The 12,727-nt window shown below is 65.5% G+C and carries 13 protein-coding genes and 1 pseudogene; 9 read left to right on the top strand and 5 right to left on the bottom strand.

Annotation, left to right across the window (positions count from 1 at the left end):
• The first annotated feature begins 105 nt into the window (after positions 1-105).
• From AC56LK_RS21005 to AC56LK_RS20995, 3 genes are all read left to right on the top strand, one after another.
• Complete coding sequence (locus AC56LK_RS21005) at positions 106-873, top strand: penicillin-binding transpeptidase domain-containing protein (RefSeq protein ID WP_497186421.1); 768 nt, start codon at positions 106-108, stop codon at positions 871-873.
• A gap of 370 nt (positions 874-1,243) precedes the next feature.
• On the top strand, positions 1,244-2,926 hold the full coding sequence (gene leuA / locus AC56LK_RS21000; protein WP_497186451.1) for a 2-isopropylmalate synthase: 1,683 nt from the start codon (positions 1,244-1,246) through the stop codon (positions 2,924-2,926).
• 116 nt (positions 2,927-3,042) lie between these two features.
• On the top strand, positions 3,043-3,975 hold the full coding sequence (locus AC56LK_RS20995) for a PEP-CTERM sorting domain-containing protein (protein WP_497186420.1): 933 nt from the start codon (positions 3,043-3,045) through the stop codon (positions 3,973-3,975).
• A 25-nt stretch (positions 3,976-4,000) separates the two neighbouring features.
• On the opposite strand, the gene AC56LK_RS20990 is transcribed toward AC56LK_RS20995, so the two are convergent.
• Positions 4,001-4,972, bottom strand: a complete 972-nt coding sequence (locus AC56LK_RS20990) for a GlxA family transcriptional regulator (RefSeq protein ID WP_497186419.1) — start codon at positions 4,970-4,972, stop codon at positions 4,001-4,003.
• A gap of 93 nt (positions 4,973-5,065) precedes the next feature.
• Here AC56LK_RS20990 and AC56LK_RS20985 point away from each other — a divergent pair, with 93 nt between their 5' ends.
• The 3 genes from AC56LK_RS20985 to AC56LK_RS20975 all read left to right on the top strand — a co-directional run bounded on the left by AC56LK_RS20985 (position 5,066) and on the right by AC56LK_RS20975 (position 7,365).
• Positions 5,066-5,866 carry an MBL fold metallo-hydrolase gene (locus tag AC56LK_RS20985; protein ID WP_497186418.1) on the top strand — a complete coding sequence of 267 codons (801 nt, stop codon included), beginning with the start codon at positions 5,066-5,068 and terminating at the stop codon, positions 5,864-5,866.
• Between the two features lie 78 nt (positions 5,867-5,944).
• On the top strand, positions 5,945-6,685 hold the full coding sequence (locus tag AC56LK_RS20980) for an SDR family oxidoreductase (protein ID WP_497186417.1): 741 nt from the start codon (positions 5,945-5,947) through the stop codon (positions 6,683-6,685).
• A 23-nt stretch (positions 6,686-6,708) separates the two neighbouring features.
• Complete coding sequence (locus AC56LK_RS20975) at positions 6,709-7,365, top strand: HAD hydrolase-like protein (RefSeq protein ID WP_497186416.1); 657 nt, start codon at positions 6,709-6,711, stop codon at positions 7,363-7,365.
• On the opposite strand, the gene AC56LK_RS20970 is transcribed toward AC56LK_RS20975, so the two are convergent.
• Positions 7,337-8,584, bottom strand: a complete 1,248-nt coding sequence (locus AC56LK_RS20970) for an RtcB family protein (RefSeq protein WP_497186415.1) — start codon at positions 8,582-8,584, stop codon at positions 7,337-7,339. The genes AC56LK_RS20975 and AC56LK_RS20970 overlap by 29 nt on opposite strands.
• 144 nt (positions 8,585-8,728) lie before the next feature.
• Between AC56LK_RS20970 and AC56LK_RS20965 the strand changes: the two genes are divergently transcribed.
• Positions 8,729-9,742 carry a lipid A deacylase LpxR family protein gene (locus tag AC56LK_RS20965; RefSeq protein WP_497186414.1) on the top strand — a complete coding sequence of 338 codons (1,014 nt, stop codon included), beginning with the start codon at positions 8,729-8,731 and terminating at the stop codon, positions 9,740-9,742.
• Between the two features lie 96 nt (positions 9,743-9,838).
• Positions 9,839-10,276, top strand: coding sequence for a hypothetical protein (locus tag AC56LK_RS20960; RefSeq protein WP_497186413.1), 438 nt, complete (start codon positions 9,839-9,841; stop codon positions 10,274-10,276).
• Positions 10,277-10,395: 119 nt separating this feature from the next.
• Here the strand turns inward: AC56LK_RS20960 and AC56LK_RS20955 are convergent, their stop codons facing one another.
• The 3 genes and pseudogenes from AC56LK_RS20955 to folE all read right to left on the bottom strand — a co-directional run bounded on the left by AC56LK_RS20955 (position 10,396) and on the right by folE (position 11,728).
• Positions 10,396-10,596: a hypothetical protein gene (locus AC56LK_RS20955; protein ID WP_497186412.1), complete on the bottom strand. Its 201-nt coding sequence runs from the start codon at positions 10,594-10,596 to the stop codon at positions 10,396-10,398.
• A 184-nt stretch (positions 10,597-10,780) separates the two neighbouring features.
• Positions 10,781-11,056, bottom strand: a pseudogene (locus AC56LK_RS20950) (transposase); the annotation flags it as partial.
• Positions 11,057-11,161: 105 nt separating this feature from the next.
• Positions 11,162-11,728: a GTP cyclohydrolase I FolE gene (gene folE, locus AC56LK_RS20945; protein WP_497186411.1), complete on the bottom strand. Its 567-nt coding sequence runs from the start codon at positions 11,726-11,728 to the stop codon at positions 11,162-11,164.
• A 144-nt stretch (positions 11,729-11,872) separates the two neighbouring features.
• Here folE and AC56LK_RS20940 point away from each other — a divergent pair, with 144 nt between their 5' ends.
• Entirely contained in the window at positions 11,873-12,724 is an 852-nt protein-coding gene (locus AC56LK_RS20940) for a hypothetical protein (RefSeq protein WP_497186410.1), read from the top strand.
• Positions 12,725-12,727: the final 3 nt, after the last annotated feature.

Raw genomic sequence — 12,727 nt, 5'->3', positions numbered from 1 at the left:
GCGGCAAGGCAATACCCTACCCGCTGGGACCAGTATAACAGCATTAGCCCTGCAGCGCCTGCGGGCCGTCAAGACCGCTATACTGCCCGGTTTGACGGAGACGCGATGAACAAGAACTATGTGATGGCGCTGGTGCTGGCCGCCGCCGCGCTTCCGGCAGCAGCCCGGGACGCGATCCACTGCACCCTGCTGGTCGATGCCGCGAGCGGCAAGACGCTGCTGCGCGACGGCCAGTGCGAGCAGCGCGTGACGCCCGCCTCGACCTTCAAGGTGACGATCAGCCTGATGGGCTTCGACAGCGGCATCCTGCAGGACGCGGCAAGCCCGCTGCTGCCTTTCCGCGCAAGCTACGCGGACTGGCTGCCGGAATGGCGCACCGCCACCGCCCCGGATACGTGGATGAAGCATTCGGTGGTGTGGTACTCGCAGCAGGTGACCACGCGCGTCGGCGCCGAGCGTTTCCAGTCCTACCTCGACCGCTTCGACTACGGCAACCGCGACGCCTCCGGCGGGCTGACCCAGGCCTGGCTGGGCAACTCGCTGAAGATCTCGCCCGACGAGCAGGCCGTATTCCTGCGCAAGCTGGTCAACCGCACCCTGCCGGTGTCGGCCAAGGCGGTCGACATGACGGCCTCGCTGATGCGCTATCCGCGGCTGCGCAACGGCTGGGATCTCTATGCGAAGACCGGCAGCGGCTCGGAACCGGGCGCCCTGCCGCATGGCTGGCTGGTGGGCTGGACCAGCGACGGCAAGCGCACGGTGGTGTTCGCGCGGCTGGTGCAGGATGCGAAGCGCGAGCCCGGCGGCCGTGCCGGGCTGCGGGTGCGCGATGCCTTCATCAGGGAGCTGCCGGCGCTGCTGGAGCGGCTCTGAGTATTCTGCACCGCACAATTTTTCCTTGACATACGGCCCACTCCTCTTTTAGAGTGGATCGCATGTCCTTCCACCTGCATCTGTCGACTTCCCTACTGCTACTACGCGCGTAATCCACGCCCGTACGTCCCGGCGCCTATGCCGGCCAAACAAGCAGCCAGGAGTTGTACCGATGTCCAAGATTGCCTTCCCTACTTCGTCGTTCTCCACTACCGGCACCAGCCTGGCAGCAGGTTCGCGCGCGCTTGTCCGTCTGCTGCTAAAGCTACCGACCGGTTGCCGGGCCTAGCGTTCGTGGCCCGTCCGGCAGCCTGCCGCCACACCCCCCGCCTAGCAAGGCGCACCGTGTACCGCAAACCAGGAGCAAACGATCATGCTGAAGAACCCCGCCGCCAAATACCGTCCTTTCCCCGCCGTCCCGCTGGCCGACCGCCAATGGCCGAATGCCGTCATCGCCAAGCCGCCGGTCTGGATGAGCACCGACCTGCGCGACGGTAACCAGGCACTGATCGAGCCGATGAGCCCCGAGAAGAAGCTGCGCTTCTTCGAGATGCTGGTCAAGATCGGCATCAAGGAGATCGAGGTCGGTTTCCCGTCGGCCTCGCAGACCGACTTCGACTTCGTGCGCATGCTGGTCGAAGAGAAACGCATTCCGGACGACGTGACCATCATCGTGCTGACCCAGGCGCGCGAGGAGCTGATCCGCCGCACGGTGGCGTCGGCGGCCGGTGCGAAACGCGCCGTGGTCCACGTCTACAACTCGGTGGCGCCGGTGTTCCGCCGCGTGGTGTTCGGCATGGAACGCGAGGAGATCGTGCAGATCGCGGTGAAGGGAACGCAGCTGATCAAGGAACTGGTGGCCCAGCATCCGCAGACGCAATGGGGCCTCGAGTATTCGCCGGAATCCTTCTCGACCACCGAGCTCGATTTCTCGAAGCAGATCGTGGATGCCGTCAGCGCCGTGTGGCAGCCGACGCCGCGGAACCCGATGATCGTCAACCTGCCCTCCACCGTGGAGGCGAGCACGCCCAATGTCTATGCCGACCAGATCGAGTGGATGTGCCGCCACCTGGAGCGCCGCGACGCGCTGGTCATCAGCGTGCACCCGCACAATGACCGCGGCACTGCCGTGGCGGCGGCCGAACTGGCCGTGATGGCCGGCGCCGACCGCGTCGAGGGCTGCCTGTTCGGGAATGGCGAGCGCACCGGCAACGTCGACCTGGTGACCCTGGCCATGAACCTCTACACCCAGGGCATCGACCCGGGCCTGGATTTCTCGGACATCGACGCGGTGCGCCAGCTGGTGGAGGAATGCAACCAGCTGCCGGTGCACCCGCGCCATCCGTATGCGGGCGACCTGGTGTTCACCGCCTTCTCCGGCTCGCACCAGGATGCCATCAAGAAGGGCTTCGCCGTGCAACAAGCCGACGCGCTGTGGGAAGTGCCCTACCTGCCGATCGACCCGGCCGACCTGGGACGCAGCTACGACGCCGTCATCCGCGTCAACAGCCAGTCCGGCAAGGGCGGCATGGCCTATTTGCTGCAGCAGGAATACGGCCTGGAGCTGCCGCGCCGCCTGCAGATCGAGTTCTCGCGCGCGGTGCAGCGCATGGCCGACCAGACCGGCCGCGAAGTCGCGGCATCCGACATCCATGCGCTGTTCTCGCGCGAGTACCTGGAACAGGACACGCCCTACGAATACGTCGCGCACCGCATGCTGGAAGACAGCGCGCACGGCGTGCAAATCGACCTGAACCTGGCGCGCCACCACGCGCCCCAGGCCCTGAAGGGTGAAGGCAACGGCCCGATCGACGCCTTCGTCAACGCGCTCGGCCTCGACATCCGCGTGATGGACTACCACGAACACGCGATCGGCCGCGGCGCCGATGCGCGCGCCGCCTGCTACGTCGAGCTGCGGGTGGGCAGCGGCCAGACCCTGTTCGGGGTCGGCATCGACAGCAATATCGTGACGGCATCGTTCCGCGCGCTGCTGTCGGCGGTGAACCGCCACCTGGCCGCCGCCAGTACAGGAGACACGAGCATTGCCGCCTGAGGGTGTAAGTTGCTGTCGAAAAATTTTACAGGCGGCAAGGAAAAGCTTCGCAAGTAACTGATTCGATTATCTGGAATAGTTTTTGCTCCACTCCTGGCATTTAACTAGGGGGCGAGATGAAAACTCTATCTTTCGTATCATTCGCTGCGGCTGGTTTCTTGTTGCTGTCCACCGTCAGCAGTGCTGCAAACGCTGGTCCAAGCATGCAGCTTACAACCGGTACTTGGACCAATGGAAAGAACGAGAATTACCAGGATACTGCTTTTCATTCGATCAGCTCACGTACTGAAGGTAACACCGGCGCCGGTGGCCAGCCCATTCCGCCCTACGTCGTGTCCGCCAATGCGTCAGGCATTGCAGGCGGCGGTGTCATCAAAGCTTCTGCGGATTCGTCGTACACGACCGGGCCACTAGCTGCGTCGTCGACCTCGTTTGTGCAATGGAGTGATCAGTTTCAAATTAACAGCAATAGTTTCGCGACAGGTACGGCTATTCAGATCCACTATAGCTTTCTGCTCGACGCCGCTCTTTCACTGGATTTTACTCAACTGAGCGGTTTCGGAAATGGTGACGCTTCGCTGGGATGGACAGAGTGGCGCTTCAACCATTACGCTAATTCGACATCCGTCAATTTTGGGGAGCGTATCGACGTCATGGATAACGGCAGCCTTGTGACCTCCCAGCAAGGAAACCACCAGGCACTTCCACAAGGCGGACGAATCAATCTGGTGGCGAATACGGCTGTCGGAATGCCGACACACATTTATATGGGTTTGTTGGCGCAGACTTTTATCGGCAATGGACGCGCCGTATCATCAGGCAACGCGGTAGCTGATTTAGGAAACTCGCTTTACTGGGGTGGTATTGATCGTGTCACCCTCGCCGACGGTACAGCGATTGATTTTTCTGCTTCATCCGGCAGCGGCATCGACTATGCCAATTCTTTTATTCCAACTGCTGATGTACCAGAACCAAATACTCCGGCCTTGTTTGCACTGGCAATGCTAGGTTTTGCTTTGGTTCGGCACAAACGTTCCAGGAACGATTGAACGAATCAGAAAAGCGCTGATCTGCTCAGTTCCGTCCGAACGCCTGGCGGTACTGCGCCGTCGTCATGCCGGTGACTTCCTTGAACATGCGGCGCATGCTGGCATCGCTGCTGAAACCGAGATCCGCGCTGATGCTGCTGGCCGGCGCCGAAGTGTGGATCAGGCGCTCGCTCACCTGGTTCAGCTTGATGCGCCGCACCCAGCTGGCCGCCGGCGTCCCGGTGGCCGCGCCGACCTTGCGCGACAGGGTGCGTTCGGTCGTCCCCAGTTCCTGCGCCAGGCGCGCCAGCGTCACCTCGAACGCGGGCAGGCGCTCGACCGTGTCGTGCAGGCGCTGCATCAGGCGGCCGGGCTGGCCGATCAGGTTCACGGTCTGGAAGGCCTGGTGGGTGCGCTCGGGGCGCGGCAGCACCATCAGCCGGGTCAGGTCGCGGTAGGCGTCGATGCTGAGGCGCTGCTCGATCAGGGCCTGCGCGATCGGAAGATAGCCGTTGACGCCCGAGGCAGTCGCGCTGTGTTCATTGAACACGCAGGTGCGCTCGACCTGCCAGTCCACGCGCGGGAAGCGCGCGCGCGCGGCGTCGGCCAGCCACCAGGTGATGGTCGCGGGCTGCCGCTCCAGCCGGCGCGCGGCCGCCGCCAGGCACACGCCGGTGCAGTAGCTCCACACCATGACGCCCTTGCCGAGCCGGCCGATGGCGGCGACCAGGCCCGCGTTGTCGGCCAGCGCCGCTTCCACCTGGCGCGCGGATTCGGTCCAGAAGCCGGGCACCAGCAGCGCGTCCAGTTCCGCCGCATCGAGCCGGGCCTGGGCCGGCAGGCGCAGGCCGTGCGCGCAGTCCACGATATCACCCGAAGCGGCCACGTACAGGGTCTCGAACAGCTGCCGGCCCGCGCGGCGGTTGGCGGCGTGCAGCAGGTCGGCGAAGGCAAGCAGCCCGGCCGGCATGCAGCCCGGGTAGAGCAGCAGACCGACGCGGAGCGGAGTGGTGTCCATGGCGTGAAATGGATGGTTTATGTCGATCCCTGCCATTTAAGCAGATGGCGCGCCGGCGGACAATGCTTTCATTCCCTCGAACCGGAGCATCCCATGAAGATCACCCAGCTGCGCAATGCCACCGCCATCATCGAACTCGGTCCCTACCGCATCCTGGTCGACCCCATGCTGGCGCCGAAACACGCCCTGCCCGCGCTGAAGTTCGGCGGCGGGCGCGCACGCAACCCGACCGTCGACCTGCCGCAAGCGAGCGACGCCCTGCTCGACGGCGTCACCCACTGCCTCATCACGCACTGCCAGAAGGGCCACTTCGACCACCTCGACCGCGCCGGCAAGCGCTGGCTGCGCGAGCGCGCCATCCCGGTCATCTGCACGCCGCACGACTCGGATTACCTGCGCGGTCGCGGCCTGAACGTGCAGCCACTGGCCGGCTGCGGCCACGCGCCGCAGCCCTTCCTGCGCGGCCAGGTCACCACGGTGCCCTGCCGCCACGGCCGCGGCGCAGTGGCCCTGCTGATGGAACACGGGGTCGGCTACTTCATCGAGATGCCGGGCGAGCCGACGCTTTATCTGTCGGGCGACACGGTCCTGACGCCGCAGGTACTGGATTTCGTCGCGCGCCGGCAGCCGGACGTGTGCCTGGTGCCGGCCGGCGGCGCCCGTTTCGACCTGGGGCACGAGATCATCATGAACACGGAAGAAGTGATGCGCCTGATGCGGGTGACGACCGGCAGCGTGGTGGCCAATCACCTGGAGGCGCTGAGCCACTGCCCGGTAACGCGCCGCGAACTGCTGGATGCGGCGCGCGCGGCCGGCGTGGCGGACCGGCTGTGGGTGCCAGGCGATGGCGAGGCGCTGTCCTTTACCCTCAGATTGTTGAGCGAAGCGGAATAATCTTGCTGCGCAGAAGCTAATTATCTTTTTCCGATAATAGTCCATCATGAAGGCATCCACTCACCACAAGGAGGCAGCATGAACCAGGACACCCGGCCGGTCGCGATCGTCACCGGCGCCTCGCGCGGCATCGGCGCCGCCCTCGCCCAGCGCCTGGCCGAAGACGGCTACCAGGTGGTCGTCAACTATGCCGGCAACGAGGCCGAAGCCCATCGCGTGGTCGCGACCCTGCACGCCTGCGGCCACAGCGCGATCGCGGTCAAGGCCGATGTCGCGAACGCGGAGGACGTGCGCGCACTGTTCGACAGCGCCGAGCGCGAACTGGGCAAGGTGGACGTCCTGGTGAACAATGCCGGCGTGCTAAAGACCATGCCGCTGGCCGACACCAGCGACGAGCTGTTCGCCCAGACCTTCGGGGTGAACGTGCAGGGCACCTTCAACACCCTGCGCGAAGCGGCGCGCCGCCTGAACGACGGCGGGCGCATCGTGAATTTTTCAACCTCCGTGCTGGCGATGAAGCTGCCCGGCTACGCCATCTACAGCGCCAGCAAGGCGGCGGTGGAAGCAATGGGCGCCGTGTTCGCGAAGGAGCTGCGCGGACGCCGCATCCGCGTCAACACGGTGGCGCCTGGGCCGGTCGCCACCGAGCTGTTCTTCACGGGGAAGACCCAGGAGCAGATCGAGGGTTTCGCCAGGCTGCCGCCGCTCGAGCGCCTGGGCGAGCCGGGCGACATCGCGCGCATCGTGTCCTTCCTGGTGAGCGAGGAGTCGGGCTGGATCAACGGCCAGGTGCTGCGCGCCAACGGCGGCACCGCCTGAACGGCGGAGACTATAATGGTCCCATGTCCTACCGCCTTGCCATTTTCGACTTCGACGGCACGCTGGCCGATTCCTTCCCCTTCTTCATCAGCGTGTTCAACCAGATCGCCGACGAGCACGGCTTCCGGCGCGTCGGCGCGGCCGAGGCCCAGGACCTGCGCCACCACGACACCCGCGCGATCATGCGCCACGTCGGCATGCCGGCCTGGAAACTGCCGCTGGCCTCGCGCAGCTTCATCGGCCTGATGCGCGAGAACGCGGCGCGCATCCCGCTGTTCGAGGGGGTGAGGGAAGCGCTGCACGGGCTGGACCGCGAAGGCGTGCGGCTGGCGATCGTATCCTCGAATTCGGAGCAGAACGTGCGGCTGGTGCTGGGCCCGCACCTGAGCGCCCTGTTCGGGCACTACGAATGCGGGATGTCGGTGTTCGGCAAGGCCGGACGCATCCGCAAGGTAATAAAACGCGCGGCGGTGCCGGCGGCGCATGCGCTGTACGTGGGCGACCAGGCGCTGGACGCCGATGCCGCGCGCCGGGCCGGGGTGGCCTTCGGCGCGGTAAGCTGGGGCTATGCGCCGATCGAGGCGCTGCGGCGGGTGGCGCCGGAGCGCGAGTTCGGCACGCCGGCCGAACTGCTGCACATCCTGCGTCCGCCTAACCCTTTACACAGACCACCTGCTTGAGGGTGTGCACGACCTCGACCAGGTCGCGCTGCGCATGCATGACGGCGTCGATGTCCTTGTAGGCCATCGGGATCTCGTCGATCACGCCCTCGTCCTTGCGGCATTCCACGCCCTCGGTGGCGCGTTCGGCATCCAGCCTGGTAAAGCGGCGCTTGGCCTCGGTGCGGCTCATGACGCGCCCGGCGCCGTGGCTGCAGCTGTTGAAGCTTTCCGGGTTGCCCTTGCCGCGCACGATAAAACTCTTCGCGCCCATCGAGCCCGGAATGATGCCGAGCTCACCTTCACGCGCCGACACCGCGCCCTTGCGCGTGACGAACACGTCCTTGCCGAAGTGCTTCTCCTTCTGCACATAGTTGTGGTGGCAATTGACTGCCTCCACGTGCGTCTCGAAGGGTTTGGTGATCACCTCGCGCATCGCCCGGATCACGTTGTGCATCATCACTTCGCGGTTGATGCGCGCGAACTTCTGCGCCCAGCCGACCGCTTCCACGTAGTCGTCGTAGTGCTGGGTGCCTTCCTCGAGGTAGGCCAGGTCCTGGTCGGGCAGGTTGACCATGTGGCGCCGCATGTCCTGGCGCGCCAGCTCGATGAAATGGGTGCCGATCGCATTGCCGATGCCGCGCGAGCCGGAGTGCAGCATCACCCAGACGGAGCCTTCCTCATCCAGGCAGACCTCGACGAAGTGGTTGCCGCCGCCTAGCGTTCCCAGGTGCTTGTAGTTGTTGGTGCCGCGCAGCTTCGGGTACTTGCGGCAGATCTCGTCGAACTCGCCCTTCAACTTCGCCCAGCCGGCATTGACCGGCGGCGGCGGGTTGCTCCAGGAACCGACGTCGCGGCCCTTGTGGCCGCGCGTCCTGGGCGACATCCCGTGCGGCACCGCCTGTTCGATGGCGCTGCGCAAGCCGTGCAGGTTATCGGGCAGGTCGCCGGCGCGCAGGGTGGTCTTGGCGGCCATCATGCCGCAACCGATATCCACGCCGACCGCAGCCGGAATCACCGCGCCCAGGGTCGGGATCACGCTGCCGATGGTCGAGCCTTTGCCAACATGGACGTCCGGCATCACGGCGACGTGATGGAACACAAAGGGCAATTGCGCCAGCTTCTCGAGCTGTTCCTTCGCCTCGGCCTCGACCGGGACGCCCTGGGTCCACATCTTGACCGGCTTGCCGCCCGCGGGCGTGAGCAGCTCGATGTCTTCCTTGGTCTGTTCGTGCTTCATGATCTGCGCTCCTTGGGTTCCATCTTCGCGCAAAACCCGGAACCACGGTGTCCGTCTCGAATCCGCGGCTTTGCTGTGCATGATCAAGAACCGCTTTACCGCAGGCACAAGACTGGGAGATGTTTCGAGCAAGAAAGGACAACCATGCGCATCATTGCGGTATCCGCCCTCCTGTTGGCGCTTCCCTGTGCGGCCCAGGAAGCCCGCTTCGTCACCCTGGACAACGACAGCTGGTTCAAGACCGACCGCTACTACACCAACGGCATCCAGTTCAGCGCGCGCACGCCCCAGGACGAGCGCGGCGAGCTGGTGCGGCGCTGGCTTGATGCAGCCTGCCGCCTGTTCGGCTGCGGCGATGCGCGCTTCATGCTGTCCCAGCACAGCGTCGGCCAGCTGATGTACACCCCGGCCGACATCACCATCGCCGCACCGCAGCCCTTCGACCGTCCCTGGGCCGGCCTGCTCTACGCCGAGCGCCAGTGGCTGTTCCTGGCGCCGGATGGCGCCGCGATCACGACCCTGACGGCCCAGGCCGGCATCACCGGCAAGCTGTCGCTGGCCGAACCGGCCCAGAAGCTGTTCCACCGCATCATGGACCGCCCGGCGCCGCAAGGCTGGGACCACCAGGTCGGCAAGTCGCTGTCGCTGCTGGTCTCGGCCGAGCGGCGCTCGGCCTTGCCGCTGCTTTCCGGCCAGCTGGCGGGGGACCTGCAGCTGCGCACGGCCGGCCACTGGCGCCTGGCCGCCGGCAACATCATGAGCTATGCCGCGGTCGGCCTGAGCATCACGATCGGCAAGAACCTGCCGCTCGTCGCGCCCGCCCCGCCGGGCATCGTCAACCGCGTGACGGGCGTGGAGACGGCCTGCCGCTGGCGCTGGGTCCAGTGCACGCTGGTGCTGGGCGCGGAGGCGCGCGGCATGGCCTACAACCTGTTCCTCGAAGGGCGGCCCTGGAAGGACGACCCGGGCGTGAAGCCGCGGCGCTGGGTCGGCGACCTGACGGCCGGGCTGCGCCTCGATTTTCCCGGCACGCGCGGCCGCGACCACGGCCCCTGGTTCGCCCAGCTGCGTGCCACCCGCCGCACGGCCGAGTTCCGCGCGCCGGTGCCGGTGCCGCGCCATACCATCGGTTCGCTTACGCTGGGGGTCGATTTCTGAACGTCTGGGCAAGGTGCGCGCGGTTGCGCCCATCCGATGCCCCTTCTATACTCCGTCAGGCGATGCACTCATGCATCTTTTGACAACGGAACCGCCATGCGCATGCCATCCATCCTGCTTCGCCCGCTGACTGCGGCACTGTTTGCACCGCTGCTGCTGGCCGGCTGCGTCAACGATTGGGCCAGCTACCAGATCGAGGGCAAGGAGCATGCGCTGACCCTGCGCGTGGTGCAGGACTATTTCTGGAGCAAGGAGGCGACGCTGCGCCTGACCGCCGCCCGGATGCCGGACTGCCAGCGCCAGATGGAGCTGGGCAAGGTATCCCTGCCGGGCCTGGAGATCGAGCTGTTCGCAAGCGGTCCCAATGTGTACACGCTGCGCGTGGGCGAGGATGTCTGGCAGGTCGACACCCAGGGCTGTACCGAACTGGAAGCGCCGGACGCGAGCGCCGTCACCGGTCAGGCGCTGGGCAGTTTCCATCTCGACGAGCACGACAAGCTGGTATTCGAGGCGGCCAATGCAAGCGGGAGCTGAGAAGACGAGGTAGGAAAGCGCGGCCGGCACGAGAACCCGTCCACGCGTCCTGCGTGCGTTGGATCCCCTCGTACGACGCAATGGCGGCCGCTACCTTGCCGGCCGCGCTAGCCTACTTTTCAGGGACGCAGCCAGCCGCGCCCGATCGGTACCGCCAGCACGCGGCGGTACAGGTTTTCCGTTACCGGCAACAAGGACGCGCAATACGCGCGCGCTGCCGGGGTCGATACCAGCAAGGCCATCGCTGCCGACATGCACAGTGCAACGGCCATGTCCTTCGGCCAGTGCCCCCCCAGGTAGACGCGCGACCAGGCCGCCATCAGCCACTGCGCGGCGCCGGCTCGAAGATAAAATATTGGCACATTCTTAGAGTAGCCGAGCTTGGCCGCCGCACTTTTCGAGAAGTGCAACAGATTGTGACAATGTGTAAGCGATGTCGCACACTCCTGCGTCAGCTCAACGCCGGTTGAGCAAACGGCGCAACTGGGTCAGTTCCAGCTCGCGCCCGGACTTCTCGAGTGCGCTTTCGAGCAGGCTGCGGTCGGCGTCGCGCAGCATGGTCCACTGCGTGAAATATTCGTGCACGGTGCGCCAGGGCGGGAAACCCGGCGGCATGCTGCGCCAGGTAGCGCCGGTATGGAGGAAATACAGGACGGCGCAGAACACGTCGTACAGGTCATGCTTGCGCGGGCGGGTCTTGCGGCGCGCCGCTTCCAGCATGCTGCGTACAGGCTCGAACTGTTCGCGGGAAATATCGCTGGGATAAGCCGGACGTTCCATGGCGCGCCCTCCGAAAATTACTTGGAGATCGGCGATCCGGAACAGGTTCCAAGGCGAGCCCGGCCGCGAGGCCCGGCCGGAGGTCCGATTACTATCAGCTTAGTCCTAGTCGCGCGCCAAAGCGAGGAATTCCGTGCGCAGCGCCAGGTTCGGCTGCAGTTCACCCAGCATGGCCGAGGTAATGGTTTCCTCGCCGATGGCGCGGATGCCGCGGCTTTCCATGCACAGGTGGCGGCATTTCACCACCACGCCGACCGCCTTCGGTTCCAGCACTTCCATCAGCGCGTTGGCGATCTGGATCGTCATGCGTTCCTGCACCTGCAGGCGCTTGGAGAAGATGTCGACCAGGCGGGTCAGCTTCGAAAGGCCGACGATCTTCCCGTTCGGCAGGTAGCCGACCGTGGCCTTGCCGAAGAATGGCGCCAGGTGGTGCTCGCAATGGCTGTAGACGGGGATGTTGCGCACCACGATCAATTCATTGTATTCCTCGGCGCCGTCCTCGAAGGCCTTGAGCACTTCGACCGGATCCTGGGTGTAGCCCGAGGTCCAGTGTTTCCAGGCTTTCGCCACGCGGTGCGGCGTTTCCTGCAGGCCCGGACGGTCGGGATCTTCGCCCAGGCTGGCCAGCAGGCGGCGCCAGTCTTGTTCGGTGAAAGCTTCTTTGTCAGACATGGTGAACCTTAAAAAATCAATTGCCGCAAGTATATAGAAAATGCGTGCAGGGCAGCAGCCACTGCCGGTTTATTGAGCAAAGTTAATGTGCCGACCTTGGGCCGAGCGTAGCGTGGAAGGTGGTTCCTCGCCTGGGAGATCGCCATGTTCGGCAGCACCGTCCTCGAAGTCGCCATCGGTTTGACGTTTTGCTACGGCACCCTGGCGCTGGTCGTCAGTACCGTGCAGGAAGCGCTGGCTGCAGCCTTCAGCCTGCGCGCCAACATGCTGCTCGACGCCGTCAAGCGCATGCTGGACGATCCGCGCTGCGAAGCGCTGGCGCAGAGCCTGTACGACCATCCGCTGGTCAATCCCCACGGCGGCGGCAAGGCCCGGCGTCCGCTGTCCGTCAAACCATCGTACATCGAACCCGCCCACTTCGCGATCGCGCTGCTCGATTCGCTGCGCAGCAACCCGGCCATTCCACTGCAGGCCGCCATCGACGCCCTGCCCGACGAGCAGGTGAAACGCGTGCTGCTGGCGCTGCACCGCCAGGCCGGCGGCGACCTGCAGCGTTTCCAGGACGGTATCGCCGGCTGGTTCAACAGCGCGATGGAGCGCCTGTCCGGCGTCTACAAGCGGCGCCAGCTGCTGATCTCCTTCCTGCTGGCCCTGCTGCTGACGATCATGCTGAACATCGACAGCATCCATCTGTTCCAGACCCTGTGGCAGAACCCGGCGCTGGCGGCGCAGATCAAGGCGGCCCCGGGAGCGCTCGACGCCGAAGCGCTGCGCCAGCTGTGGGCGATGCCGATCGGCTGGCGCAGCTTCCCGCCGCAGCTCACAAGCGCCTTCGCGCTGCAGGTGGCCGGCTGGCTGATCACCGCCGGCACCACGCTGTTCGGCGCGCCCTTCTGGTTCGACCTGCTGCAGCGTGCGGTGCAACTGCGCGGCACCGGCGCCAAGCCCCAGCCGGCCGCGCGCACGACGCCGGACAGCGTGCCGGCCCGGGGCTGAGGG

The sequence above is a fragment of the Telluria sp. ZB4P36 genome, from assembly GCF_059685865.1.
This window is presented reverse-complemented; position numbering and strand designations above follow the sequence as displayed.

What these genes read in the sequence shown, in the direction of transcription:
- AC56LK_RS21005 (WP_497186421.1), top strand. Translation starts at nt 106, where the DNA reads ATGAACAAGAACTATGTGATGGCGCTGGTGCTGGCCGCCGCCGCGCTT.
- AC56LK_RS20995 (WP_497186420.1), top strand. Translation starts at nt 3,043, where the DNA reads ATGAAAACTCTATCTTTCGTATCATTCGCTGCGGCTGGTTTCTTGTTG.
- AC56LK_RS20990 (WP_497186419.1), bottom strand. Translation starts at nt 4,972, where the DNA reads ATGGACACCACTCCGCTCCGCGTCGGTCTGCTGCTCTACCCGGGCTGC.
- AC56LK_RS20985 (WP_497186418.1), top strand. Translation starts at nt 5,066, where the DNA reads ATGAAGATCACCCAGCTGCGCAATGCCACCGCCATCATCGAACTCGGT.
- AC56LK_RS20980 (WP_497186417.1), top strand. Translation starts at nt 5,945, where the DNA reads ATGAACCAGGACACCCGGCCGGTCGCGATCGTCACCGGCGCCTCGCGC.
- AC56LK_RS20975 (WP_497186416.1), top strand. Translation starts at nt 6,709, where the DNA reads ATGTCCTACCGCCTTGCCATTTTCGACTTCGACGGCACGCTGGCCGAT.
- AC56LK_RS20970 (WP_497186415.1), bottom strand. Translation starts at nt 8,584, where the DNA reads ATGAAGCACGAACAGACCAAGGAAGACATCGAGCTGCTCACGCCCGCG.
- AC56LK_RS20965 (WP_497186414.1), top strand. Translation starts at nt 8,729, where the DNA reads ATGCGCATCATTGCGGTATCCGCCCTCCTGTTGGCGCTTCCCTGTGCG.
- AC56LK_RS20960 (WP_497186413.1), top strand. Translation starts at nt 9,839, where the DNA reads ATGCGCATGCCATCCATCCTGCTTCGCCCGCTGACTGCGGCACTGTTT.
- AC56LK_RS20955 (WP_497186412.1), bottom strand. Translation starts at nt 10,596, where the DNA reads ATGGCGGCCTGGTCGCGCGTCTACCTGGGGGGGCACTGGCCGAAGGAC.
- folE (WP_497186411.1), bottom strand. Translation starts at nt 11,728, where the DNA reads ATGTCTGACAAAGAAGCTTTCACCGAACAAGACTGGCGCCGCCTGCTG.
- AC56LK_RS20940 (WP_497186410.1), top strand. Translation starts at nt 11,873, where the DNA reads ATGTTCGGCAGCACCGTCCTCGAAGTCGCCATCGGTTTGACGTTTTGC.